Origin of the sequence: Lichenicola cladoniae (genome assembly GCF_013201075.1) — a bacterium.
Lineage (GTDB): Bacteria > Pseudomonadota > Alphaproteobacteria > Acetobacterales > Acetobacteraceae > Lichenicola > Lichenicola cladoniae.
Genome location: NZ_CP053708.1, coordinates 2082566 through 2108210 on the forward strand (window position 1 = coordinate 2082566; position 25645 = coordinate 2108210).

Annotated in this window: 23 protein-coding genes; 11 read left to right on the forward strand and 12 right to left on the reverse strand. The window is 65.5% G+C overall.

Annotated features, from left to right (window positions below; all coding sequences use genetic code 11):
- Positions 1 to 38: 38 nt before the first annotated feature.
- Positions 39 to 1268, reverse strand: coding sequence for a molybdopterin molybdotransferase MoeA (locus tag HN018_RS09635; protein ID WP_171834052.1), 1230 nt, complete (start codon positions 1266 to 1268; stop codon positions 39 to 41).
- A 235-nt stretch (positions 1269 to 1503) separates the two neighbouring features.
- Here HN018_RS09635 and rpmG point away from each other — a divergent pair, with 235 nt between their 5' ends.
- Complete coding sequence (gene rpmG, locus HN018_RS09640; protein ID WP_171834051.1) at positions 1504 to 1671, forward strand: 50S ribosomal protein L33; 168 nt, start codon at positions 1504 to 1506, stop codon at positions 1669 to 1671.
- A gap of 94 nt (positions 1672 to 1765) precedes the next feature.
- On the opposite strand, the gene HN018_RS09645 is transcribed toward rpmG, so the two are convergent.
- Positions 1766 to 2092, reverse strand: coding sequence for an FtsB family cell division protein (locus HN018_RS09645; RefSeq protein ID WP_171834050.1), 327 nt, complete (start codon positions 2090 to 2092; stop codon positions 1766 to 1768).
- A gap of 167 nt (positions 2093 to 2259) precedes the next feature.
- Between HN018_RS09645 and HN018_RS09650 the strand changes: the two genes are divergently transcribed.
- Entirely contained in the window at positions 2260 to 3132 is an 873-nt protein-coding gene (locus tag HN018_RS09650) for a dimethylarginine dimethylaminohydrolase family protein (RefSeq protein WP_171834049.1), read from the forward strand.
- A gap of 45 nt (positions 3133 to 3177) precedes the next feature.
- Here the strand turns inward: HN018_RS09650 and eno are convergent, their stop codons facing one another.
- On the reverse strand, positions 3178 to 4455 hold the full coding sequence (gene eno, locus HN018_RS09655) for a phosphopyruvate hydratase (protein ID WP_171834048.1): 1278 nt from the start codon (positions 4453 to 4455) through the stop codon (positions 3178 to 3180).
- A 138-nt stretch (positions 4456 to 4593) separates the two neighbouring features.
- On the opposite strand from eno, the gene HN018_RS09660 reads away from it, so the two are divergent.
- Complete coding sequence (locus HN018_RS09660) at positions 4594 to 5064, forward strand: DUF3429 domain-containing protein (protein WP_171834047.1); 471 nt, start codon at positions 4594 to 4596, stop codon at positions 5062 to 5064.
- Positions 5061 to 6545 (forward strand): carboxylesterase/lipase family protein, encoded by a 1485-nt coding sequence (locus tag HN018_RS09665; RefSeq protein ID WP_204259723.1) that lies wholly within the window; start codon positions 5061 to 5063, stop codon positions 6543 to 6545. The genes HN018_RS09660 and HN018_RS09665 overlap by 4 nt, the downstream gene beginning before the upstream one ends.
- Before the next feature lie 2 nt (positions 6546 to 6547).
- Here HN018_RS09665 and HN018_RS09670 read toward each other — a convergent pair whose 3' ends face one another.
- Positions 6548 to 6772: a hypothetical protein gene (locus tag HN018_RS09670; protein ID WP_171834046.1), complete on the reverse strand. Its 225-nt coding sequence runs from the start codon at positions 6770 to 6772 to the stop codon at positions 6548 to 6550.
- Positions 6773 to 6886: 114 nt separating this feature from the next.
- On the opposite strand from HN018_RS09670, the gene HN018_RS09675 reads away from it, so the two are divergent.
- Positions 6887 to 9214 (forward strand): FdhF/YdeP family oxidoreductase, encoded by a 2328-nt coding sequence (locus HN018_RS09675; RefSeq protein WP_171834045.1) that lies wholly within the window; start codon positions 6887 to 6889, stop codon positions 9212 to 9214.
- A gap of 21 nt (positions 9215 to 9235) precedes the next feature.
- On the opposite strand, the gene HN018_RS09680 is transcribed toward HN018_RS09675, so the two are convergent.
- The 8 genes from HN018_RS09680 to tpiA all read right to left on the reverse strand — a co-directional run bounded on the left by HN018_RS09680 (position 9236) and on the right by tpiA (position 18629).
- On the reverse strand, positions 9236 to 9835 hold the full coding sequence (locus tag HN018_RS09680) for a DUF1989 domain-containing protein (protein WP_171834044.1): 600 nt from the start codon (positions 9833 to 9835) through the stop codon (positions 9236 to 9238).
- Complete coding sequence (gene gntA, locus HN018_RS09685; RefSeq protein WP_171834043.1) at positions 9828 to 10547, reverse strand: guanitoxin biosynthesis heme-dependent pre-guanitoxin N-hydroxylase GntA; 720 nt, start codon at positions 10545 to 10547, stop codon at positions 9828 to 9830. The genes HN018_RS09680 and gntA overlap by 8 nt, the downstream gene beginning before the upstream one ends.
- 228 nt (positions 10548 to 10775) lie before the next feature.
- Positions 10776 to 11246 (reverse strand): FKBP-type peptidyl-prolyl cis-trans isomerase, encoded by a 471-nt coding sequence (locus HN018_RS09690; RefSeq protein ID WP_171834042.1) that lies wholly within the window; start codon positions 11244 to 11246, stop codon positions 10776 to 10778.
- Positions 11247 to 11743: 497 nt separating this feature from the next.
- Positions 11744 to 14002 (reverse strand): TonB-dependent receptor, encoded by a 2259-nt coding sequence (locus HN018_RS09695; protein ID WP_171834041.1) that lies wholly within the window; start codon positions 14000 to 14002, stop codon positions 11744 to 11746.
- A gap of 438 nt (positions 14003 to 14440) precedes the next feature.
- Complete coding sequence (locus HN018_RS09700) at positions 14441 to 16084, reverse strand: CTP synthase (RefSeq protein WP_171834040.1); 1644 nt, start codon at positions 16082 to 16084, stop codon at positions 14441 to 14443.
- Between the two features lie 51 nt (positions 16085 to 16135).
- Positions 16136 to 17470: a flavin monoamine oxidase family protein gene (locus HN018_RS09705; protein WP_171834039.1), complete on the reverse strand. Its 1335-nt coding sequence runs from the start codon at positions 17468 to 17470 to the stop codon at positions 16136 to 16138.
- A 21-nt stretch (positions 17471 to 17491) separates the two neighbouring features.
- The gene (gene secG, locus HN018_RS09710) at positions 17492 to 17854 is read right to left on the reverse strand and encodes a preprotein translocase subunit SecG (protein WP_171834038.1); all 363 of its coding nucleotides are present in this window, start codon (positions 17852 to 17854) and stop codon (positions 17492 to 17494) included.
- Between the two features lie 19 nt (positions 17855 to 17873).
- Positions 17874 to 18629 (reverse strand): triose-phosphate isomerase, encoded by a 756-nt coding sequence (tpiA, locus tag HN018_RS09715; protein WP_171834037.1) that lies wholly within the window; start codon positions 18627 to 18629, stop codon positions 17874 to 17876.
- 256 nt (positions 18630 to 18885) lie between these two features.
- Between tpiA and HN018_RS09720 the strand changes: the two genes are divergently transcribed.
- The 6 genes from HN018_RS09720 to moaC all read left to right on the forward strand — a co-directional run bounded on the left by HN018_RS09720 (position 18886) and on the right by moaC (position 25633).
- A complete protein-coding gene (locus HN018_RS09720) occupies positions 18886 to 20808 on the forward strand; it encodes a peptidyl-prolyl cis-trans isomerase (protein ID WP_172443471.1) in 1923 nt (640 codons plus the stop codon).
- A gap of 2 nt (positions 20809 to 20810) precedes the next feature.
- Positions 20811 to 22361 carry an anthranilate synthase component I gene (trpE, locus tag HN018_RS09725; protein WP_171834148.1) on the forward strand — a complete coding sequence of 517 codons (1551 nt, stop codon included), beginning with the start codon at positions 20811 to 20813 and terminating at the stop codon, positions 22359 to 22361.
- 41 nt (positions 22362 to 22402) lie between these two features.
- A complete protein-coding gene (locus HN018_RS09730; protein WP_171834035.1) occupies positions 22403 to 23005 on the forward strand; it encodes an anthranilate synthase component II in 603 nt (200 codons plus the stop codon).
- Positions 23006 to 23078: 73 nt separating this feature from the next.
- Positions 23079 to 24233, forward strand: coding sequence for an anthranilate phosphoribosyltransferase (gene trpD / locus HN018_RS09735; RefSeq protein WP_239479179.1), 1155 nt, complete (start codon positions 23079 to 23081; stop codon positions 24231 to 24233).
- Between the two features lie 35 nt (positions 24234 to 24268).
- The gene (trpC, locus tag HN018_RS09740) at positions 24269 to 25075 is read left to right on the forward strand and encodes an indole-3-glycerol phosphate synthase TrpC (RefSeq protein WP_171834034.1); all 807 of its coding nucleotides are present in this window, start codon (positions 24269 to 24271) and stop codon (positions 25073 to 25075) included.
- Between the two features lie 9 nt (positions 25076 to 25084).
- Positions 25085 to 25633 carry a cyclic pyranopterin monophosphate synthase MoaC gene (gene moaC / locus HN018_RS09745; protein WP_171834033.1) on the forward strand — a complete coding sequence of 183 codons (549 nt, stop codon included), beginning with the start codon at positions 25085 to 25087 and terminating at the stop codon, positions 25631 to 25633.
- Positions 25634 to 25645 lie beyond the last annotated feature (12 nt).

Consider the following 25645-nt stretch of genomic DNA (forward strand, 5'->3'; position numbering starts at 1 on the left):
GGTTCTTCCACACAGGTCAAGTGTGTTAGGTCAATGCATTAGATGCCAAGTCGGTCGAGCCGCAGGATCTCGACGTCAGTTCCGGCAGCCGCAGCCGGTGCATGTGGTGCGCGCAGGATCAGCGCCTCGCAATCGGCCAGCCGGCGGAGCATGCCGGAGTCCTGGCGAGAAAACGGTGTCACGACGAACGCGCCGTTGGCGGCCCTGGTCAGCGACGCCCGCAGATGGTCCGCCCGTTGATCGTTCGCCTCGAGCGGCGTGGCCAGGCTGGCATGCTCGCGTTCCAGGCCGCCGGCCGGATCGAAGACGGTCTCACCCGACAGCGCCTGCAGGGCCGGGATCAGGAACAGCAGGCTGCACACAAGCGCCGATACCGGGTTCCCGGGCAGTCCCAGCACCGGGATCCGTGTATCTCCCGCCCCGATATGACCATGCATCAACGGCTTGCCGGGCCGCATCGCGATCTTCCAGAAATCGACCTGGAGCCCACGCGTGGCGAGCGCGGTCTGCACCAGGTCGTAATCGCCGACGCTGGCGCCCCCGATCGTCACCAGCATGTCCATGCCGGCCAGCCCATCGGTCGCGCGGGCTATCGCGTCGGCATCATCCCTGACCAGCGGCAGCAGCACCGGATCGCCGCCCGCAGCACGGACCAGGGCCGCCAGCATCGGCGTGTTCGAGTTGGTGACACCGCCGGGGGGGATCGGCTCGCCGGGCAGCGCCAGCTCGTCGCCGGTAGCCAGCAGTGCGATTCGCGGCCGCCGATGCACCGTGGCCCAGGCATGGTTTCCGGCGGCGGCAACGCCGACATCTCGGGCACCGAGGCGCCGCCCGGCGGGAACCAGCACGTCGCCAACCAAAAAATCCTGTCCCTGGCGGCGAATGTGACGCGCCGGCGTCACCGCCTCCCGGACCTCGACCTGCTGCTCCCGGCGCTCGGCATTCTCCTGGATCAGCACGCAATCCGCACCGTCTGGCATGACGCTGCCGGTAAACAGCCTGACGCACTCGCCAGGGCCGACGGTTCCCGCAAACGGATGTCCTGCCGGGGCCTCGCCAGTCAGGCTCAGGAACGAGCCCGGGACGGTATCGGCACTACGGACCGCATAACCATCCATCGCCGAAATGTCGTTCGGCGGGTTGTTGAGCCGAGCCAGTAACGGAGCCGCGGCGACCCGTCCCCAGGCGTCCAGGATCGAAACGATCTCGGCCGGCAAAGGGCGCAAATCTTCGAGGATCCGGCGTCTTGCCTCGTCGACACTCAACATCGCGCTCGAATCCTTCCGGGAAAGCTGCCGGTCGAAGCCTTATCCGCCCCCTTCTACTGTGTCTTCTCACAGGCAGGGTAGCTGCCCGCCCGACCTTAGGGCTTGACCTGGGCCGCCTTGATGAGCATTTTCCGGCCCCTTGAACCACTGCTGCGACCAGTGACCCTGACGGCTCCGTTTCCGGAGTCTGGATCGGGCGCGGCCGCGACGGCGGCAGGCAGAGGCTGAGGATCCCATGGCGAAGTCGAACACCATCCAGATCAAGCTCGTGTCGAGCGCGGACACTGGCTATTTCTACGTGACCAAGAAGAACGCGCGTGCCCAGACCGGCAAGCTCGAGCTCAAGAAGTATGACCCGGTTGCGCGCAAGCATGTCGCATTCCGCGAAGCTAAAATTAAGTAGCTTCGCGACTCGCGTCCACGACGCGTCAGCTTCGAGCCTTGTAAGCGCGGCCGGTTATCCGGCCGCGCTTGTCGTATGAAGCTCGTATGGTGGGCTAGTAGAGCTTGTTGGAGCCGTAGGGAACGACAATGTCGTTCGGCTCCGCCAGATTGAGCATCGCGCGCGCGCGCTCATCCAGCGTATCCGCGTCCAGGCCCTTGTCGCGCAGGCCGGATACCCGCTGGGTCCACGCTGCCCGCTCGTATTGCGCAGCTGCCTGCGACTCGTTCGCCTGCTGCAGCAACTGGAGCTGGGCGCGATAGGTGCGCAGGCCATGGTCGCCCTGGGTGGCGTTCCATCCGAAATACCCGACCAGGGACAGGAACAGCAGCGGCGGCAGCGTCGCCCTGACCTTGCGCTTCACAGCACGTCCGAAGCTCATCAGGTCTTTCTCCAGGCACACCAGCCCCGACGATGGGCGCATTGGCGGCAAGCGGTGCTATCAGTTCAGTAGCCTATGTCGCCACGGCCGGGTGGTCGATTGCAAGAGGTCTATGACGGGAAGGGCGGATTTCTCCGTTTTCCGGTCCAACGTCGGAGCGCCGCAGCATGCCCACCTACCTCCTGGTCGATCCGGCCCACTACGAGGTGTCCTACGCGATCAACCCCTGGATGAAGCCCGGCACCTGGTCCGAGCATCCGGAACGTCACCTGGCCGAGGCACGGACTGCATTCAGTTCTCTCAAGCGGGCCCTCCGCGAGGCGGGCGGCGACATCGAGACGGCGCCGGGCGTTCCCGGCCTGCCCGACATGGTGTTTCCGGCCAACGGCGGCATCGTGTTCGATCGCAAGGCGCTGGTAGCCTCGTTTCGCCATCCGCAACGCCAGGGCGAGGAGGCGGCGTTCAGGGCGGTGTTCCAGGGAATGCGCGATCGTGGGTTGTTGGACGAGGTGATCGACCTGCCGCAGGGCATGTTCCAGGAAGGGGCCGGCGACTGCATCTGGGACCGGACCCGCTCGCTGGCCTGGACCGGCTTCGGCCCACGTTCGGCGGCCGGGGCACCGGACCATATCGCCCGTGTGTTCGACATCGATATCGTCCGGCTCGAACTGGCGACCGAGCAGTTCTATCACCTCGATACCTGCTTCTGCGTGCTACCGCATGGCGAGGTGTTCTTCTATCCGCCCGCGTTCACCAGGGAGGGCGTGAGCCTGATCCGCGATGTCGTCTCGGCCGACCGGCTGATGGAGGCATCGGCCGAGGATGCGGCCCGCTTCTGCGTCAATGCGGTGGCCGTCGACCGTACCATCGTCATGGCCGAACCGACCCAGCGCTTGAAGGACCGGTTTGCCGAACGCGGCTACATGGTGAAGGAGGTCGGGCTGGCTCCGTTCATCCTGTCCGGCGGCGGCGCCTACTGCATGACGCTGCGCATGGATCTCGTCACCCGCGGCACCGACCACGATACCGATACCGTCTGACCGAATGCCGGTCCGGCGGCTGGATGCCGCCGGACCGGTTGTTCGTCAGCCGCGCAGGATGGTCCGGCCCGCATAGCGCGCCGCACTGTCCAGCTCGGCTTCGATGCGGATGAGCTGGTTGTACTTCGCGGTGCGGTCCGAACGGGACAGCGAGCCGGTCTTGATCTGGCCGCAGTTGGTGGCGACGGCGAGGTCGGCGATGGTGCTGTCCTCGGTCTCGCCGGACCGGTGGCTCATGACAGCAGTGTAGCCGGCACGGTGCGCCAGTTCGACCGCTTCCAGCGTCTCGGACAGCGTGCCGATCTGGTTGACCTTCACCAGGATCGAGTTCGCGGTCTTGGCGGCGATGCCGCGACGCAGTCGCTCCGGGTTGGTCACGAACAGATCGTCACCGACCAGTTGCACCTTGGCGCCGAGCACGCTGGTGAGATGCGCCCAGCCTTCCCAGTCATCCTCGTCCAGCGCGTCCTCGACCGAGGCGATCGGGTAGCGGCTGCACAGGTCGGCTATGTAGGCGACCATGCCGCCGGCATCGAGCGACTTGCCCTCGCCTTCGAGCTCGTACTTGCCGTTCTTGTAGAACTCGGTGGCGGCGCAATCGAGCGCGAAGGTCACGTCGTCACCCGGCTTGTAGCCGGCCTTCTCCACCGCGCGGGTGATGAAGGTCAGCGCTTCGTCGGCCGACTTCAGCCCGGGCGCGAACCCGCCCTCGTCACCGACATTGGTGTTGAAGCCGGCATCCTTGAGGCCCTTCTTGAGCTGGGCAAAGATCTCCGAACCCATCCGGATCGCGTCGGCCACGGTGGCGGCGCCGACCGGCTGGATCATGAATTCCTGGATGTCGATCGGGTTGTCGGCATGCTGGCCGCCATTGATGATGTTCATCATCGGCACCGGCAGGGTCCGCGCATACACGCCGCCGACATAGCGATACAGCGGCACCTGCAGCTCTTCCGCGGTCGCCTTGGCCACCGCCAGCGAGACCGCCAGGATCGCGTTGGCGCCCAGGCGCGACTTGTTCGGCGTGCCGTCCAGGTCGATCATCGCGTGGTCGATCGCCACCTGCTCGGACGATTCCGCGCCCTGCAGCGCTTCCAGGATCTCGCCCTCGGCGAACGCGACGGCCTGCAGCACGCCCTTGCCGCCGTAGCGGCTCTTGTCGTTGTCGCGCAGTTCGGCAGCCTCGTGGGCGCCGGTGGAGGCACCCGACGGGACTGCGGCGCGGCCCTTGGCGCCCGACGACAGCTCTACATCGACCTCGATGGTCGGGTTGCCGCGGCTGTCCAGGATCTCGCGCGCGACGATATCGACAATGGCGCTCATGCTATCTCTCTATTCTCTTGTTCGGGCGGCCCTTTTCGACCATCTCGGCCGATGATGCGCAAGCCCGGGCGACATGGCGCATCCGCGCTCCGGCTGCGACGTTGCCCGTGTCCCTGAACGCTGCCGAGGATTCGCATCATGAGACGCCTGCCGCTGCTCGCCGTCATCCTCGGAATAGGCGGCCTGATCCCGTTCGTGGCGTGTGCGATGGGCATCCTGATCTACCCGAACCAGGTGCCCGTGCCGCGCCTGGTGCAGGCACTGATCGGCTACGGCGCGGTCATCCTGTCGTTTCTGGGTGCCGTCCATTGGGGCCTGGCTCTGGCAGCGCGCCCGCTCGACGGCCCGGCGCCGGCCGGGGTCCTGGGCCGCCGCCTGACCCTTGGGGTGCTGCCGGCGCTGGTCGGCTGGGCCGCCATCCTGATCCCGATGGTCGCCTCGCCGGTCGTGTCACTGGTGGTGCTGCTGCTCGGCTTCATCCTGACCGCGGTCATCGAGGCGCGTACCGCCAGGGCCGGGCTGTTGCCGCCGGGCTACATGGCCCTGCGCTGGCTGCTGACCGGCGTGGTCTCGCTCTGCCTGATCGCATCGATCCCGGTCCGGCTTTGAGCCAGGCGGGTCAGGCCACGCTGACCGTTGCCACCGAAGCGGGCCTGGTCGAGGGCACCATCTCGATCCATGCCGAGGGCCCGGTCTGCATCTGGCGCGGCATTCCCTATGCGGAGGCCGTGCGGTTCCAGCACCCACATCCGCCGACCCCATGGCAGGGTATCCGGGCGGCGACGTCCTACGGGCCGCCGTGTCCGCAGCGGATCCCCGGTATCCCGCTCGCCATCGGCGCGCATGGCGATCACTCGGACGAAGCCTGCCTGGTCCTGAACGTGTTTTCTCGGGCTGCGGATGCGGCGCGCCGACCGGTCATGGTCTGGATCCATGGCGGCGCGTTCCTGCTCGGCTCGGCCGACATGTATGACGCAGCCCATCTCGCAGCGTCCGGCGAGATCGTTGCGGTGACCATCAACTACCGTCTGGGCGTGCTCGGTTTCCTGGATCTCGGCAGCGCGCTGGACGACCCGGGCATCCCGAGCAATCTCGGGCTGCGCGACCAGATCGCCGCGTTGCGCTGGGTCAGGGACAACATTGCCGCGTTCGGTGGCGACCCCGATCGGGTCACCATCGCCGGTGAGTCGGCCGGTTCGGTCTCGGTGTCGTTGCTGATGCTGTGCCTGCAAGCAACCCCGTTGTTCCATGGCGCCATCATGCAGAGCGGTGCCCTGACCATCGCGCATGAAGCCGGTCGTGCCCGGATGCTGGCCTGCCGGTTCATCGAATTGCTCGGTGAACCGGAGCCGACCCTGGAACTGCTTCAGGGGCTGCCGGTGCGCAGGCTGCTCGAGGTCCAGCAGGCGGTGCAGCAGGAGATGTCGGCCGATGCCCCCGGCCTTCCCTGGTATGACGGCGACCTGCTGCCGGCGACGCTCGCCGATGCGCATTCCGCGCCCACCCCGACGATACCGCTGCTGGCCGGCAATAACCGGGACGAGTACCGCAGCTTCGAGATCCTTCCCGGCGGGATCAGGCAGCGGCAGCGCAACCGGCTCGAGACGCTGCTGCGCCGCGGCTTCGGCGATCACGCGACCGACGGCATCATGGCTCAGTATCCTTCGACGCGGGCCGGAAGCCTGCAACTGGCGACCGACCTGTATTTCGCCATGCCGACCCTGCATTTCGCGGAACGCCATGCGGCGCACGCGCCGACCTGGCTCTACCGGTTCGACATCACCAACCCGCTGCTCGGCGCGGCGCACGGCTTCGACCTGCTCTATCTGTTCGACATGCACGGCTTGTTGCCGTCGGCACTGCGCGGGGGACCACTTCGCGGTGTGCGTGCAGCCCTCGCCAGCCGCATGCGACGGCACTGGATCGAGTTCGTTCGCGACGGCCGGCCCGGCCTTGCCTGGCCGCAATTCGAGCCGGTCCGACGGCAGACCCTGCTGTTCAACCGGGTAGACGGCGTTGCCGACGACCCGGAGATGTCACGACGGATGGCGTGGAGCGAACCGGATCTCGCGGAACCGACTGTCGGCTGACGTCAGGTCCGGCGTGGCACGACGCACAGCATGACAAGGGTACCGACCCCGAGGGCCGCTGCCAGGGACGCCACCGGCGCCCGTCGTGCGCCGATCGCGACACGCTCCAGCACACCTTCGAAGTCGCCCGCCGCATTGATGGCGACCGGCATCACCTTCTGGTCGAAGAACACCTTGACCGGGGAAGGTCCGGCCGGCTTCTCGGTCATGTAGGCCTGACTAACCATCGCGACGCCAATCCCCCTGAATACGAGTCACGAACAACGTGATGGAGGCTGCGGTTCCATCGGCAACGCAAGCCACCCTAAAGGTGTTGAGTTCGCTGAATCGGAGCGCCGTCGATGAGCCAGAAAGCCACCTTCAAGCCCTATACCGCGCCAGCCGGTGGTTGGGGCTCGGCCAAGTCGCTCGGCAAGATCCTCAGCCGGGAAGGCGTGCTGGCCTCGGGAGCGCTGACCTTGGCTCGCCAGAACAAGGTGGATGGCTTCCAGTGCGTCAGCTGCGCCTGGGTGAAGCCGGCCAAGCCGCTGCCGTTCGAGTTCTGCGAGAATGGCGCCAAGGCGACGGCCTGGGAGATCACCTCGCACCGCTGCACGCCGGACTTCTTTGCCGCCCACACGGTCACCGAACTGCTCGACTGGGACGATTACCAGCTGGAGCAGGCCGGCCGCCTGACCCATCCGATGCGCTACGACGCGATGTCGGACAAGTATGTTCCGGTATCCTGGGGTGCCGCCATGGCCGAGATCGGCCGCGAGATGCGCGCCATCGAGGATCGCAAGAGCGCCGTGTTCTACAGCTCCGGCCGCTGTTCGAACGAGGCCAGCTATCTGTATGCGTTGTTCGCCAGGCTGTACGGAAACAACAACCTGCCCGACAGCTCCAACATGTGCCACGAGACGACTTCGGTGGCGCTTCCGATCAGCATCGGTATTCCGGTCGGCACGGTGAGCCTGGATGATTTCGCCGAGACCGACTGCATCCTGTTCTTCGGCCAGAACCCGGGCAGCAATGCGCCGAGGATGCTGCATCCGCTGCAGGTCGCGGCGGAACGCGGCGTGCCGATCATCACCTATAATCCGCTGCGCGAACGCGGCCTCGAGCGCTTCACCAATCCGCAATCGGTGGTCGAGATGGTCGCCGGCAAGGAGACACGGATCAGTTCGTCCTATCACCAGATCATGGCCGGCGGCGATCTCGCCGGCATCACCGGGATCTGCAAGGCGCTGATCGAGATCGACGACGCGGCCCGGGTAGCCGGCGAGACCCCGTTCCTCGACGACAGATTCATCGCCGAACAGACGCATGGGATGGACGAGTTCATCAGCTGGCTGCGCACGCAGGACTGGGAAGAACTGGTGCGGCGTTGTGGTCTGTCGCGAGCGGCACTGGAATCCACGGCGCGCATCTATGCCCGTGCGAAGGCGACGATCGCCGTCTACGGCATGGGCCTGACCCAGCATCGGGCGGGGGTCGAGACCGTGCAGATGCTGGTGAATCTGATGCTCCTGCGCGGCAATATCGGCCGTCCGGGGTCCGGCATCTGCCCGGTCCGTGGCCACAGCAACGTGCAGGGCCAGCGCACCGTCGGCATCACCGAGAAGCCCGAACTGGTGCCGATGGACACGCTCGCCGAGCAGTTCGGGTTCGAGCCGCCCCGCGATACCGGCCTTAATACGGTCGAGGCGTGCGAGGAGATCTTGGCCGGCAAGGTCAAGGCCTTCATCATGCTCGGCGGCAACTTCGTCCGGGCCATACCGGACCGGAGCCTGATGGAGCCGGCATGGCGCCGCATCCGCCTGACGGTCAACGTGGCGACCAAGCTCAACCGCAGCCAGATCATCCCCGGCGAGGTCAGCTTTATCCTGCCGGTGATCGGACGGATCGAGACGGACAGCCAGGCGACAGGTGAACAGTCGACCTCGATGGAGGACAGCACCGGCTGCATCCATGGCTCGAAGGGCGTCCGCCGGCCGGCCTCGCCGCATCTGATCAGCGAGGTGCGGTTCGTGGCCGAGATGGCCAAGCATACGCTCGACCCGAACCCGAAGACCCCGTGGGACGAGTGGACCGCCGATTATAGCCTGATCCGCAAGCAGATCGGCGTGACGTATCCGGAGATCTTCTTCGACTACGACAAGCGCATGTGGGAGCCGGGCGGCTTCAAGCGGCCGATGCCCGCCCGCGAGCGGGTGTGGAAGACCAAGACCGGCAAGGCCAACTTCATTACCCCGAAGGGGCTGGACGAGGACTTGGACATGCCCGAGACCGGGAACGATGTCCTGCGGCTCATCACCCTGCGCAGCAACGACCAGTTCAACACCACGGTCTACGGCTATAGCGACCGGTTCCGCGGCATCAACGGCACCCGCGACGTCGTGCTGATGAACAAGGACGATATCGAGCGGCTCGGCCTCAAGGTCGGTGCCACGATCAGGCTGGAAACCTCGTCGAAGGATGGCGTGTATCGGGCCCTGGGTGGGCTTGCCGTCGTCGCCTACGACATACCGGCCGGCTGTATCGGCGCCTACTACCCGGAAGCGAACGTGCTGCTGCCGATCTGGCACTATGCGGAGAGCAGCAAGGTCCCAGCAGCCAAGTCGATCCCGGTCACCATCCACAAGGAGAGCGACGAGGTGACAGAGCCGGGACTGATCGCCGCGGAATGAGCCGGCGCCAAACGACCGTGTTCAGTCGATCCGGTAATGGATCGGCTTGAATGCGTAGTTGTTAGACTGGAGCGCGGAGCAGGCGGTCAGTCCGATGATCAGATCCTGCTCCGCCAGGAACGTCGTGTGGTCGCCGGCCTTGCTCATCGGTGGCTCCACGGTCAGTGCGCCGCTCTGACCGTCGACCTGAACGTTCATGAACACGTTGAAGGCGATCGGGATCTGGTCGGGTCCGATCCCGTAGGGTGCCAGTGCTGCGGCCAGGTTGCCGAAGCAGCCACGATGCGGCTGCTCGTCGCCATAGATGATCCTGAAGGTGTCCGCCGAGCAGGGGGTCAGCAGGAAGTCGTGACGGCCGACAGTGTCCTCGATGATCCGCAGCATCACGTTGCTTCGGTTCGAGTAGATAGGATCACCGGTGGTCAGGAACAGCCGGCTGGCATAATCCAGCGTGCGCCCGGATGAAATTACCTCCGACGTGTCACCGCGCACGTATGCGAGGAGATCCGCCACCTGCTCGCCCTGGGGATCGATTACGGTAAGGCGCTGGCCTGCATCCAGAGTGAAGGCAGCGCCGGAACGGGGCGGGATCTCGAAGATGCGACCGGTCTGGTCAGGCATCTTCGAGATCTCCCGAAGTTGACTGAGCCGGTGCCGCCTGACGGCCACTGAATGGACACTGCCAGTCCGAGCCAACTGCCCGGCCACTATATTGGCGTGCCTCGGAGTTCTCGCCGAACCGCGACAGCATCGGGTTCTGGGTTCCGTTCAGGTTCAGGTCCCGATCGAGAATGGTCGTCCGAAGCCGGTCGTAGAGACCCTGTTCACGCAACTGCTCGAACTGGTCATGCAGGTTGAACACCAGGGCAGGGCGCTCGAACCGCCTGGCGATGCGGCTGGCACCGGGGTGCAGTCCGACCACGAAGAATGCCTCGCCACCGAAGCTGAGGGAGAAATGTGGGCTGGCAGGGTCGGGGCTGACGCGGGCATCGTAATCCTTGCCCATCCAGTCATCCTTATCGGACAGCGACTGCACGCGGTCCCAGAGATGTTCCTCGAACTCGTGTTCGTCGAGTTGGTCCGGTTGCTCGAACAGCACCACGAAGCTCTGGAACAACAGGCGATCGGCCCGGTAGCTCTGCACCAGATCGAGCAACTCCGGGAGGATCCTGAGGTCGTCCCATGCGGACCGGATATCGCGGGCCACTACGATCCGAAGCTGACCCTTTGCAAGCGCCGACTTGGCACCGATGCAGGAGAAGGATGAGTCGCGGATGAAGGACCGGAACCTCTCGGCGAGCGGATGCTGATCGTCGTTGAGGCCTGGTGGCATCGGTGTTCCTCTGCGTCCAACCGCGTCACTCGGCCGGGGTCAGTATTCGGAACGCGGGATATAGGGCAGGCACCGGGCAGCCAAAGGTATGCCTGCCTTGCACCCTCTGCGTGCAACCAGTCCGGATATCCCTAGATCAAGAACCGACGGATCCGAAAGGCATTACGATTCAACAGGATTCCGCAGGAGGCTGCCGCAGGAAGTGAGCCGTTGCCGGTTCGGTCTTTTTCAGTGACCGGAGACGGCGACGAACTCGATCTTGAACGCCAGCGCCTCGTTCGGCGGGATCGGACCGGCACCCTTGGCGCCATAAGCCAGGGCTGGCGGGATATAGAGCATCCAGACGTCACCCGGCCGCATCAACTGCAGACCCTCGGTCCAGCCCTTGATCACGCTACCGAGAGGCAGCGTCACGATCTGGTCGTGGCTGTCGTCGAACGTGGCACCATCGGAGAGCTTGCCAACATAGTTGACCATCACGCTGCTGGTCGCGGTGGGATGCTCGCCGGAGGTATCGCCCGACGAGATCACCTTGTACTCGAGGCCGGACGGCAGGGTGACGACCCCCGGTTCGGCCGACTTCTGCTTGAGAAAGGCCGCTGCCTCGGCAAGCGTGCCGGCCTGGGCACCGCCAGCCGCGGTGACAGCCAGGATCATCGCGACCAGGGGCGAGAGAAGCGAAGCGCGAACGAACGGCATGGTCTCTCCGGCGAGGTATCGGATCGCTGTATAGCAGCACTCGATGCCAGAAGCATCCGGGCATCGGGACCAAGGCCCCGATGCCCATTTTGGGGTCTAGAACGCCGAGGAGACGGTGACGATCGCCCCGAACGCCGGCTGCGTGTAGTAGGTCGGCGCGCTGCCTGAGATACTGCTGCCGAAGATGCCGGGTGTCGTCTTGGCGTTGTTCTTGAAGCTTTAGACGCCGGTCCGGTAGGTAGCGCCGGTCAGGTTGGACATGTTGCGGTTTATCTGCGGCGCTCTCATTACGCCGAAGCCAGCCAGGTAGCGCGGCCGGAAAGGCGACTGACATCACGGTTGTCTAAACCCGGACCAGGCCGTTCGCGATCACCTCAGTCACGACTGCAGCGTCTGCTCACGGATAAAAATGGTCGGCACCATCCCGGTGTTAGCGATGACACCGGGGAAGCATTGATCGCATGCCTGTCGGTCAATGCTTCCCCCTGGCCGGACGGTCAGAACGAGGATGACATAGTGACTGCGATCGAGAAGCCCGGCTGCAGCTGGTAGAGCGGTGCACCACTGCTGGAAATGGTGCTGCCATAGACGCCCTTGGTGGCCAGGGCATTGTTCTGCGGGCTGTAGACGCCGGTGCGGTAGGTCGCGCCGGTCAGGTTCTGCAGGTTCAACTGGATCTGCGGTGCCTTCAGGTAGCCGAACCGGTGGAAACGGTAGCCGGAGTAGACGCTGTTGGTGATGAAGTCGGGCATGCTCTCGTCGTTCATGAACGAGGAATACTGCTTGCCGACATAGTCGAGGTCCGCACCGAGGAAGAATCGTCCATCATCGTAGTCGAGACCCAGTTTCGCCTGGACATGCGGACTTGCGATCGCGTTCTTGCCGGTGGTCGGCAGGTAGTCGGTTACAGTTGCCCCGCGCAGGAGACCAGTTGTCGCCAGATTGTTGTCGATCCGCGCATCGAGATACTCGAACGCGAAATACGGGCGCAGATGGAACAGGATCGGCCGCGTCGAAAGCTGGATGTCGACGCCGCGCGAGGTCTGGCCGCCGGCATTGACCGAGGAACTGATGGGCGCCCCGCCGACCAGATAGTTGAGAGAGATCTGCCGGTTCGTAAAGTTGTAGTTGAAGAAGGAGATGCTGCCGATCAGCGTTGACCCGCTATAACGGTAGCCGATCTCCTCGGCGATCGAGTATTCCGATTTCTGGTTGCTGGCAGATTGCGACGTCTTACCGGTCGTGTTGCTGATCTGATCGGCCAACGAAGTGTTGCTCGGCGAGCGGAAATTGGTCGAGCCGGTCACATAGATCTGGTTACGTGGATCGATCTGGTAGCTGATGCCGAGTTGCGGTAGCGGCAGCGCCACGTTGTTGGTGTTCTGGTAGGTGGTTCCGGGGATATGGTTGGTCAGATCACGTGAGACCATCGCCTCCTTGAAGCCGGCATCAATGACCAGGCGATCATCCAGGTAATGTGCGTGCTCACCGACGAACAACATGTTCACCTGGGTAATCGTGTCCCAGTCTCGCGCATTATATTGTTGGCCGTTCGATAGAGTGTAGTTGTGTTGAACGCCCCAGACATTGGCCGCAACGCCGGATTGCTGATTGATAATGCCGATTGGTGAATACTGCAGGAGGTCGGAATACTCATACCACCAGCCGGCGGTGACAGTGTTGTGCTTGTCGACATCATACACCGCTTTGATGGTGTTGCCGGGGCGGAACTGTTCCTGGTTCGACGGGGTAAATGCCAGCACCTTATTCGCGGTGTTGGTCTTGCCGTCACCGTTCAGATCGACGCTGACCTTCTGGTTTCCGTAGTAGAGGCTGTTCTCGGTCAGCAAGGTCGCGCCGGTTCCGTTGCCGATGCCATGCCAGAAATACGGGGGGTCATCGATGTGCAGGCGCGAGTTGATCACCAGGCTCGACGGGGCGCTGGCGATGACGTTCTCGAACGGGTTCTGATGCAGCAGGTAGAAGTTCGCACCGGCCGCGGCGCCGGGATAAGTTGCGAGATAGGAGTTGCTGTTCCCCTTCTCGATAAAGTTGCGGTAGTTCGCAGCCGTGACGCCGTTACTGTTGAACGAGTCTGCCACCTCGTTATTGTAGGCGACGGTCAGCGATGTTCTGCTGCCGTTGTCGAAATCCTTCACCGCTTTGAAGTCGATGTGCTTCTTGTGCGCACCGCCCGGGCCTTCCCAGTTATTCGCCTGCGTGTTGCTGAACGCGAACATGGCGCGGATACCGGAGTTGCCGATCAAGCCGGTGTTGAGACGAAGGAACTCACGGCTCAACTTGTAGGTGCCATAGGAGATGTCGAGCAGGCCGCCCGGCTTCAACGTCGGATCGGACATTTTCATTTCGACGAGGCCGGCCGCTCCACTGACCACCGGGCTATCGAGATTGACCGACCCAGGCGTCAACGAGACCGATTCGAGATCTTCGGCTTCCAGCACCTCGTTCGAATAGAACTGGCCCGCACCGATATCGTTCAGTGGGGCGCCGTCCAGCAGCCAGCCGACTTCCGACGTGTCGAGGCCGCGCACGCGCGACGATCCCGAATACAATCCGTATGGGTCTACGTCCGTCACGTTCGTGCTGGGCAACGACCGCAGCAACGACTGGGCGTCGCTGGTCGGCGACTGCTTGGCGATGAAGTCGCGGGTGATCGTCTGGACCGCCTTCGGGGCAGTTTCGACACGCATCAGGCCGCCGCCTGGAGACGTCGTACGGACGCTGCGTCCGGTCACCGTCACGCTTTCGGCGTTCGACGTTGTTGGCTTGGCAGCACCCGGCTGTGCGGCCGTTTGTGCCGATGCTGACAAGGCGGTGCAGGTTAAGGCGGTGCTGGCGAGCAGGGCAGCGAGACAAGTTCTGGTCAGTATGGAGGGGATGCGCCTTGAAGCAGGGGGGCCGTGCCGCCGCTTCTAGCCGTTCCGAAACGATCTGCCCGCAAAATCCTGCCTACCTGGACAAGTATGCCGACGAAATGTGCTTTTGATGCAACGGGATGTGTCGTGCTGTTGCAATTGGCGCATATGCCAGGGGATAGGGCAGCATTCTGCGATCAGACGCCCATAAAATAGGCTATCGGCTCCCGGGCGCTCTTGCAGGACCGGACATAGCCGATCCGGCAGCGGGACACCGGTGATACTTTTATGACGCCATCTGAGAAGCTGGCGGCCGGCTCAGACCAGCCGTGCTTTTTTCACCGACGCGGCGATGAAGCCCGAAAATAGCGGGTGAGGAGCGAACGGTTTCGACAGCAGCTCGGGATGATACTGCACGCCGATGAACCACGGGTGCGCCGGATACTCGATGATTTCAGGAAGAATACCGTCCGGCGACAAGCCAGAAAATACCATGCCGGTCTTCTCGAGTTGTTCGCGGTAATGGATGTTCACCTCGTAGCGGTGCCGGTGGCGCTCCCGGATCTCCGTGGTCCCGTATGCCTCGGCGACACGCGACCCTTCCGCAAGCACCGCGTCGTAGGCACCGACCCGCATCGTGCCGCCGAGGTCGCCACCCTCGCGACGACGTAGCATCTCGTTGCCGCGCGCCCATTCGATCATCAGCCCGACCACGGGGTCCTCGGTGGCGCCGAACTCGGTTGAGGACGCATCCGGAATGCCGGCCAGGTTCCGCGCGCACTCGATGACCGCCATCTGCATGCCGAAGCAGATCCCGAAGAACGGGATCCTGTGCTCGCGGGCGAACCGCACGGCTTCGATCTTGCCTTCCGATCCGCGCTCGCCGAATCCGCCCGGAACCAGGATTCCGTGCACATCCTCGAGCCGTGCGATGGCACCGGCCGGGTCGCTCGCCGCACTCTCGAAGATCTGGCTGTCGACCCAGTCGAGCTTGACGCGAACCCGGTTGGCGATGCCGCCGTGGATCAGCGCCTCGTTGAGCGACTTGTAGCTGTCGAGCAGCGAGGTGTATTTGCCGACGACCGCGATGCGCACTTCACCTTCCGGATTTCGCATCGCGTCCAGCACGTTGTGCCAGGCGGACAGGTCGGGCTCGCCCTCGTAGGGCAGGCCGAAATGCCGAAGCACCTCGTTATCCATGCCTTCGGCATGATAACTTACCGGGCAGGCATAAATCGTATCGACATCGAGTGCCGAGATGACCGCTTCGGGCCGGACATTGCAGAAGCTGGCGATCTTGCGACGCTCATTGTCGGGTAGCGGCCGATCGGACCGGCACAGCAGCATCTGCGGCTGGATGCCGACATTCTGCAGCTCCTTGACCGAGTGCTGGGTCGGCTTGGTCTTGAGCTCGCCGGCGCTGGAAATCCACGGCACCAGGGTCAGGTGCACGAACATCGTGCGGTCCGGGCCAAGGTCGTTGCGGAGCTGGCGGATTGCCTCGAGGAACGGCAGGCTCTCGATATCGCCGACGGTGCCGCCGATCTCGACCAGCACGAAATCGAGATCCTCGGTATTCTGGACCACGACATCCTTGATGGCGTCGGTGATGTGCGGGATGACCTGCACGGTGGCGCCGAGATAGTCGCCGCGCCGTTCGCGGGCGATCACGTCGGAATAGATGCGCCCGGTGGTGGCGTTGTCCGCCCGGGTGGCATGCACGCCGGTGAAGCGCTCGTAATGCCCCAGATCGAGATCGGTCTCGGCCCCGTCATCGGTTACGAACACCTCGCCGTGCTGATAGGGGCTCATGGTGCCCGGGTCGACATTGAGATAGGGATCGAGCTTGCGTAGCCGGACCCGGTAGCCACGAGCCTGCAGAAGCGCTGCGAGCGCTGCCGAGGCAATGCCTTTGCCGAGTGAGGAGACCACACCGCCGGTGATAAATACGAACCGCGTCATGGGCGGTCGTCCTACACCTGAACCGGCGCACACGAAACCCATGGTTCGAATTCATGTGTCCGATTGTGGCCATATTGCCGGCCATGGACCGCGATCCCCGAGTGCCGCCAGCACCGAATGGGCGGCGCGCTCTCCGTCCAGCATTGCCCCGCCGACCGTGCCGGCCAGCCCGTCGGTCCGGCAGGCTTCTCCGGCCAGCACGAGTCGGCCGTCGCCGATCGGCCGCCCCAGCGCCGCCCGGGCGTCGGTACGGCCGGGGCTTGCGTACGCATAGGCGCCGAGAAACAGCGGGTCGCTGCCCCAGCGGGAGACGAAGCCGCCTGGCTTGAGTGCATCGATCGCGGCGGCCCCCAGTGTCTCGGCCAGCCGGCTCATCGCTTCGTCGAGCGCATCCTCCTCGCGACCGCTGAACGACCAGGCGAACCGCCCGCCGAAGAACCCGGAAACATAAGGGGCATCGGCTGGACGCACGCTCAGCAGCATCATCGGCTCGCCGCGCGCGCTCAGTCGCTGCTCGATCAGGGTGTCGGGATCAACGGCCAACCGTGCGGCCGAGTCCGGCTTGTCCGAGATCGGCAAGGCGAGCTTGCTCAGCAATCCCATCGGCAGGCCGTCGAGTGCCGTCAGGGTCTCGGGCGGCAGTGGCGGGGTAAAGCGTATCCGCTCGTCGCGAAGCACCCCCGTCGAGACGGTGACGATGCATGCGCGGGCCCTGACGGTGCCGCCGGTGGTGGTGATCGTGACCCCGGCCGGATGATGCCAGTCGATCCCGATTACCGTGACGCCGCATCGCACCGGTCCGGCCAGAGGTCCCATCAGCTTGGCCAGCAGGGTGCCGACGCCCCGATCGGGACGGAGATCGTCGTCGGCGAGCTGGTTGCGATGCCAATCGAACAGCGACAGCTGGTCCGCATCGACCGCGGCGATGATGGCGCTTTCCCAGGCTTCCGCGTTCGGCAACCACGGGTCCGAGGCATGGTTCCGGGCATTACCGGCCTCGGCCAGGCTGATGTCCGGACCATCGAGACTGGCCTGGACGCATGAGCGCCAGGCGGTGTCGGCTTCGGCGTAGGCGTTTTCCTCGTCCGGGCTGGCGACCTTCGACCCGATCAGCAGGCGACGGCTCCCGGGATGGCCTTCATGCAGCTTCGTTCCAGCCTGGCGGGCGAGCGCCACGAGGGGATTGCGGCCGGCTTCGTGCAGCCATGTGGCACCCTCGTCGATCGAGGCGCCACCCAGTTGTTCCGGCTGCACGGTGCGGGCACGGCCGCCGATCCGGGGGCCGGCCTCGAGCACCAGCACCGAGTTTCCGGCACGGCGCAGGACCGCAGCAGCTGCAAGTCCCGCAGCACCCGCGCCGATGACGACGATGTCCGGATCGCTCACCCTGGCACCAGGGCGTCGCAGTCAGTGGCCGGGGGTCGGAGCCGGGACGGGGCTTGGCGGCCGCGCGGGGAGGGCGGCTCCCGGTACCGGCGTGGCGGGTGTGGCCGGCGCAGTGGCAGTTGCCGGCACCGCGAGGATGTCGTGCGTATGGCCCGAACTGCCACGGTTGAGCACCGCGAGCGTCAGCGACAGCGCCATGAACAGGCCGGCCAGGATCGCGGTGGTGCGGGTCAGCAGGTTGGCGGTGCCGCGACCGCTCATGAAGCTGCCCATGCCCTGGCTGGAGCCGATGCCCAGGCCGCCGCCTTCACTGCGCTGGATCAGCACCGTGCCGATCAATGTCAGCGTGACGAGGAGATGAAGGACGAGCAGTGCGGCGATCATGATGCTGTTCCGTTCCGGCTCAACCGCGCGAGGCGGCAGCCGCGATGGCAAAAAAATCCTGGGCCTTCAGGCTGGCGCCGCCGACCAGGGCGCCGCCGACATCGGCAACCGCGAGCAGGCCTGCGGCATTCTTCGCATTCACCGATCCACCATACAGGATGCGGGTCTTGTGGCCGGCATCGCCGAACTGGCGAACCAGCTCGGCGCGGATGAAGGCATGCATGGCCGCGACATCCTGTTCGGTCGCGGTGCGGCCGGTGCCGATCGCCCAGACCGGCTCGTAGGCGACGACGCCTTCGCCATCGGCAAACCCGTCGGGCAGGCTGCCCTTGATCTGCCAGCCGACCACGTCCTCGTGTCCGTCGGCCGATCGCTGATCCTCGGTTTCCCCGACGCAGACTATCGGGATGAGGCAAGCCGACCGCGCCGCCAGCACCTTCTCGCGAACCGTCTCGTCTATTTCCTTGTGGTTCTGCCGGCGCTCGGAATGGCCGAGAATGACGTGGGTTGCACCAAGATCGCGAAGCATCGGGGCGGAAATATCGCCGGTATGCGCGCCCTTCGCCTGCATGTGGCAATCCTGGCCACCGACCGTGATTGCAGTGCCGGTCAGGATGCCCGCTACCGTCGAGATCTGGGTGAAGGGCGGGCAGACCAGCAGATCGGCATGCCCGAAGCCGTTGCCCGCGCCGGACTGCAAAGCCTGAGCCAGGCTCCTTGCGTCGGCGGTCAGGCCGTTCATCTTCCAGTTGCCGGCGATCAGTTGACGACTCATTCCCGGACCATCCCCGCCAATCTTCCGTGGTGTAGACATCCCAGACCGAAACCGGGGTGCGACCCCGCCCGGCAGGCTGTCAGGGCGGGTGGTAGACCATGCCGGGGTGCTGCATGACAAGCGCGCCGCCTTACAAGGTCGCTGCATGACAAGGTCGGGGCCCCACCCTATGGTGCGCCGCCTCGCCGACCCGACGACCGACCGGCCCAGTCTTCCTGTTGCCGCCCTCCATGTGGATTGCTCAATGCTCGCTTTCATGCGCCGCGTCTTTATCGGCTCCTGGCTCGGACGGATCCTGGCCGTCGTGATCTTCGCGAGCTTCGCGGTCTGGGGGATCGGCGACTTCTTCACCAACCTGATCACCGGCGGCGGCGCCAACGTTGCGACCGTGGGCGGCCGGCACATCGCCACCGACGAGTTCCAGCGCACCTACCAGCGTGCCCTTGGCCAGACCGCGCAGTCGCAGGGTATTGCCGATCCTACTTCGTTGCCGTTCGGCGAGCGTCGCCAGATCGCGGTCCAGGCGCTGCAGCAATTGATTTTCCAGGCAGTCATTGCCAACCAGGCCGGCCGGACCGGGATCGTGGTGCCGGACCAGATCGTCCGCGACCAGATCTTTGCCGAGAAGGCGTTCCTCGGCGCGGACGGCAAGTTCAGCCGGACGCTGTTCGACCAGCGGATGCAGGCGGCCGGCTTCACCGAGGACCAACTGGTCAAGATCTTCCGCGAGCAGTCGGCGGCGACCGCGCTGGTCGAGCCGATCCGGGTGGGGGCGATGGCGCCGTCCGAACTGGTGCGCCGCGCCTTCGATTACGGTGCCGAAACCCGCGTGCTGGACATGGTTTCCCTGCCGTTCACCGCCATTCCGGTCCCGGCGGCGCCGGATGAGGCCGCGCTGCATCGCTACTTCGACAACAACAAGGACCGGTTCAAGGCGCCCGAGTATCGCCGGATCAAGGTCGTGCTGCTGTCGCCGGAAACCATCGCGCACGGGCTTGATATCCCCGAAGCGGACGAGCGCCGGGCATATGATTCATTGATCACCAAGTACCAGGTTGCGGAGAAGCGGTCCGTGCAGGTGCTGATCGTCCCGGACGAGACCCATGCGAAACAGCTCGCCGGCCTCTGGACCGGTGGCGTCGCCTGGGCCCAGCTTCAGGCGACCGCCAAGGACGCGACGCCGATCTCGCTGGACGACGCCACCCTGGCCAGCATCCCGTCACCCGACATTGCGAAGCTGGTGTTCGCTGCCCCGGCCGACGTCGTGACCGGCCCGGCGAAAACCGATGCGGGTTGGGTAGTGCTGCGCGTCTCCAAGATCACTCCCCCGGTGAACCGGACGTTCGACCAGGCGAAGGACGAGCTGCACGACCTGGTCGGCCGGCAGCAGGCGGCGGCGCTGCTCTCGCCGCGTGTCCAGAAGCTGCAGGATGCGATCGCCGGCGGCGGGCTCGACGCGATCCCCGGCGATCTCGGCGCAGTGGCCGCGGAAGGCACGCTCGACACCCAGGGCCTGACGCAGGCTGGCGAGCCGGCACCGTTCCCTGGCAGCGCCGCGATCCGCAAGGCGATCCTGGCCCAGGCGTTTGCTGCCCGCAAAGGCGATGTGCCGACCCTGATGCAGGGGCCGGAAAATAGCTGGTACGCCCTGGCGGTCGAGGACATCACCCCGGCCAGGCCGCTGACCTTCGAGCAGGCCGGCGACCGGTTGCGTGCCGACTTCCAGCAGGACGCAGTACGGCATGCCGATGAGCAGGCCGCCGCGGCCCTGTACGCCAACGCTCAGGCGCATGGCGGCCTAGCGGTCACTGCCGCAGCCCGGCCGGACATGCTGCGCGACGTCGTGGTCCGCCGCGGCCAGACTTCTGGACCGGCGCCCCAGAATCTCGTGCAGATCGCGTTCTCGCTGAAGCCCGGCACGTCGACAATGCTGGAGACCCCGACCGGCTTCGTGGTGGCGACGATCACCGGCATCCGCCACCCGGCCCCGTCGGCCGATACGCTGGGCTACAGCCGGACCCGGCAGGCGCTCGACGCCGCACTGGCCGACGACATCGAGAACAGCTACGTGAGCGCACTCCGCGACCGCGCGAAGCCGAACATCAACGTGAAGACCGTCGAGAAGGTGGTTGGAGTGCCATCCGGGGCGGGAGCCTCGGACAGCAACAGCGGCTCGTGAGCATGTCGCCCTTGCAGGACAGGCTCAGGGACGGGCAGGCGGTCATCGCCTGGACCGTCGAGGCCGCGGACCTGCTGACCCCGGTCTCGGCTTTCCTGAAGCTGCGCCATCACCTGCCCGGTGCGGACCGGAACAGCTTCCTCCTTGAGAGCATCGAGGGCGGCGTCGCGCGTGGTCGCTACTCGGTGATCGGGCTGCTACCGGACCGGATCTGGCGCTGCCGGACCGGGACTGTGGCGGTCAGCCGGGATGGGGACAGCTTCATGCCGCTCGATGCCCATCCGATCGACAGCCTGCGCCAGCAGATCGCGGCGAACCGGATCGAGCTTCCGGCGTCCTTGCCGCCGATGATCGGCGGCCTGTTCGGCTATCTCGGCTACGACATGGTCAGACAGATGGAGCGGCTGCCAAACTCTCCCGTCGATGATCTCGGCCTGCCGGAGGCGATGCTGCTGCGGCCGTCGCTGTTCGCGGTGTTCGACAACGTTCGCGACGAGCTGACCCTGGCGGTGCCGCTGCGTCCGGACGGCGAGCACCAGGCCGACATGCTGTGGGCGCGCGGACAGGCGCTGCTGGCACAGGCCCGCGACGCGCTATCGCTGGAACTACCCGCGGCCAGCGCTGTCCAGCCCGTCGCCACCGTGCCGATCGAGCCGCGCTCGAACTTCACGCGGGAGGCATTCCTCGATGTGGTGGGCCGCGTCCAGGAGTACATCGCCGCCGGCGACGCGTTCCAGGTGGTGCCGAGCCAGCGTTTCTCGGCATCGTTCGCGCCGCCGCCATTCGCCCTCTACCGGGCGCTCAGGCGGATCAACCCGGCGCCGTTCCTGTTCTTTCTTGACCTGTCCAGCGGGGACGACCGGTTCCAGCTGGTCGGCAGCAGTCCCGAGGTGCTGGTACGCCTGCGCGAGGGCACCGTCACCGTGCGTCCGCTGGCCGGCACCAGGCCGCGGGGCGCCGACCGTGCCGAGGACGAACGGCTCGAGGCCGAACTGCTCGCCGACCCGAAGGAGCGCGCAGAGCATCTGATGCTCGTCGATCTCGGCCGCAACGATGTCGGCCGGGTTGCCACGCTCGGGAGCGTCAAGGTCACCGAAAGCTTCATGATCGAGCGCTTCAGCCACGTCATGCACATCTCCTCGACCGTCGAGGGCATGCTGCGTCCCGAACTGGATGCGGTGGACGCGCTGATCGCCGGCTTCCCCGCCGGGACCCTGACCGGCGCCCCGAAGATCCGTGCCATGCAGATCATCGACGAGATGGAGCTGACCCGGCGTGGCACCTACGCCGGATGCATCGGTTACTTCGGCGTGGATGGCGCCATGGATACCTGCATCGGCCTGCGAATGGCGTTGATCAAGGACGGGACGATGCATGTGCAGGCGGGATGCGGGGTCGTTGCCGACAGCGTGGCCGAGGCCGAGTATCAGGAAACGATCCAGAAAGCGCGTGCGCTGTTCCGGGCGGCCGAGCTGGCGATAGCCCAGACCCAGCCGCCCCCTGGTGTCCAGGTGCATGCTGATGCGCAGCGTCCGCATGGCGTTTCTACCTGAGGTGGTTTGACCGGTCCGGGGCGGCACCCCACAATAACAGCATGATCCTGCTGATCGATAACTACGACAGCTTCACCTTCAACCTGGTGCATTACCTGGGCGAACTCGGTGAAGCGTGCGATGTGCGCCGGAACGATGCGCTCTCGGTCGACGAGGCGATGTCGCTGCGGCCGGAAGCGATCGTGCTGTCGCCTGGTCCGTGCTCGCCAAACGAAGCCGGGATCTGCTGCGACCTGATCGAGGCGGCGGCGGGCAGGGTACCGATCTTCGGCGTTTGCCTCGGGCACCAGGCGATCGGCCAGGTGTTCGGCGGCGAGGTGGTGCGTGCGCCAGCGCCGATGCACGGCAAGGTCAGCCCGATCCAGCATAACGGCGGCGACGTGTTCGCCGGTCTTCCGTCGCCGTTCCAGGCGACCCGCTATCATAGTCTGACCGTTAGGCCGGACACCCTGCCGGCGACCCTGGTCGCCACGGCCCATACGGCTGACGGGGTGGTCATGGGCCTGCGGCATCGGGACTTCCCGATCTTCGGGGTGCAGTTCCACCCGGAGAGCATCGCCTCCGAGCATGGCCACGCGATCCTGGCCAACTTCCTGGCACTGGCACGTGGCCGCAACACTCAAACGCGCGAACTGGCTGCCTGAACGATGGGCCTCGCAGACCCGGCTTCTCGGTGCGCCTCCGGCCTGTGCACCCGGTATGATGCGGGCCCGACGAATGGATGAACAGCCGTCGCTGAAGCCGGTGCTCGCCCGGGTTGCCGATGGTGCGCGCCTGAGCGTCGAGGAAGCGCAGGCGGCGTTCGAGATCGTGATGTCGGGGATCGCCACCGACGCGCAGATCGCCGGGCTGGTGATGGCGCTTCGGGTCCGCGGCGAAACGGTATCCGAACTGGTCGGCGCAGCCCGGGCAATGCGGGCCAGGATGACGATCGTTCCCGGCGTCGCCGACGCGATCGATGTGTGCGGTACCGGCGGGGATGGCCACGGCACCCTCAACATCTCCACGGCGGTCGCCTTCGTGCTCGCAGCCCTCGGCGTGCCGGTCGCCAAGCATGGTAACCGCGCGGTCTCCTCGCGTGCCGGCGCGTTCGATACGCTCGAGGCGCTGGGCATTCCGTTCCTGCAGGAGCCGGCCGCACTCGAGGCATCGCTGCAGATGAACGGCCTTGCCTTCATCGCGGCCCCCGCCCACCACCCGGCCATGCGGCACGCCGCCTCGGTGCGGTCCGATCTCGGCACACGGACGATCTTCAATCTGCTGGGTCCGCTCTGTAATCCTGCCCGCGTGCGCCGCCAGATGATCGGGGTGTTCGCCCCCGGCTGGATGGAGCCGATCGCCAGGGCGATGCATCAGCTCGGGTCTGATTGCGTGTGGGTGGTACATGGCGACGGTGCGGCGGGCAGCACCGCGCCGGGCATGGACGAGCTCAGCCTTGCCGGTCCGAACCGGGTGGTCGTCATGGACCAGGGCCGGCTCAGCCGGTTCACGCTTCGTCCCGAGGATCTCGGGCTCGAGCGGCAGCCGATCGAGGCTGTCGCCGGGGGCGATGCCGGCGATAATGCGCGGGCGCTGGAGCGCCTGCTCGAGGGTGAGGCCGGTCCGTATCGCGATACGGTCATGCTCAATGTGGCCGCGGCCTTGCAGGTCAGCACCCGGGGCAACATCTCCCCGGCATCGTTGTCGGTGCCGGTGGATGCAGTCGGCGGGAACCCGGGGGCGACAGACGAGGTGGAGGCACCGATCGAGCGGTTGCGGCAGGGGCTGCGACATGCCGCACGCGCGCTCGACGACGGCGCGGCTCTTTCCGTGCTGAACGCGTTGCGCAGACCAGATCCCCGCCTTAACCGAACGAACGCAGGATTTGTGTGAGATGGGCCTCCGAGATCGATCAGGTCGCAAATTCGATGCATGACATGCCCGATGTGCTGGACCGGATCTGCGCGCTGACCCGCGAGGAAGTCTCGCGCCGTTGCGTCGGCCTGCCGCTCAAGGAGCTCAAGCTCCGGCTGCGCGACCTCGCCGAGCCGCCACGCGGGTTCGGTCAGGCGCTCAAGCTGAAGACCGCGGAGCGCCAGGTCGGCCTGATTGCCGAGATCAAGAAGGCCTCGCCCTCCGGTGGCATGATCCGGCCGGAATACGACCCGGCGTCGATCGCGCGCCAATACCAGGCGGCCGGCGCTGCGTGCCTGTCGGTGCTGACCGAAGGCCCGTCGTTCCAGGGTCATGTCGCGGACCTGCAGATAGCCAGGGCCGCAGTGCGCCTGCCGGTCCTGCGCAAGGATTTTATCCTCGACCCATGGCAGGTCTATGAGAGCCGCCTGATCGGGGCGGACTGCATCCTGCTGATTATGGCTGCCCTGACCGACCGGATGGCGATCGACCTGCTGGACCTGGCGCGATCCCTCGATCTGGACGTCCTGGTCGAGGTCCACGACGAGGCGGAGCTGGATCGCGCACTGGGTCTTGAGGCATCGTTGATCGGGATAAACAACCGTAATCTCAAGACGTTGAAGACCGATCTTGAGACCACGATGATCTTGGCGCCGCGTGTTCCCCCGGACCGTATCGTCATTGCCGAGAGCGGGATCCGGACGCGCGAGGATGTGGTTCGGCTCGGCACTGCGGGCGCGTCCTGCTTCCTCGTGGGCGAGAGCCTGCTCAGGCAGCCGGATGCGGAGGCGGCCTGTGCGGCGCTGCTCGGTCCGATTTAGAGCGGCCGGATGGAGTCCCAAAAATTGGATGGCGAATCGCCCCGGCTAACCCATCTCGACGACCAGGGATGTGCCGCCATGGTCGATGTCTCGGACAAGCTGGTCACGCGTCGCCAGGCAGTCGCCGGTGCACGCGTCGCTATGCGCCCGGAGACGTTGCGGCAGATCGTTTCCGGTGACACGAAGAAGGGGGACGTCTTTGCCGCTGCCCGGATTGCGGGCATCATGGCGGCCAAGCGCACGTCCGACCTGATCCCGCTCTGTCATCCGCTGGCGATCAGTTCGGTCGCGGTCATCCTGACACCGGAGCCGGACGGTGGGGGCGTGGAGATCGAGGCGACCGTTCGCACGACCGGTCAGACCGGTGTCGAAATGGAAGCCTTGATGGCGGCCAGCGTCGCCGCGCTGACCATCTACGACATGTGCAAGGCGGTCGATCGCGGCATGCGTATCGAGGAAGTGCGCGTGCTGCATAAATCCGGCGGCAAGTCCGGCGCCTACGACGAGGCGGCCGAGACCCCGATTGAACCTGTTGTCCGACCAACGAGCGAGGAATGACGATGAGCGGTG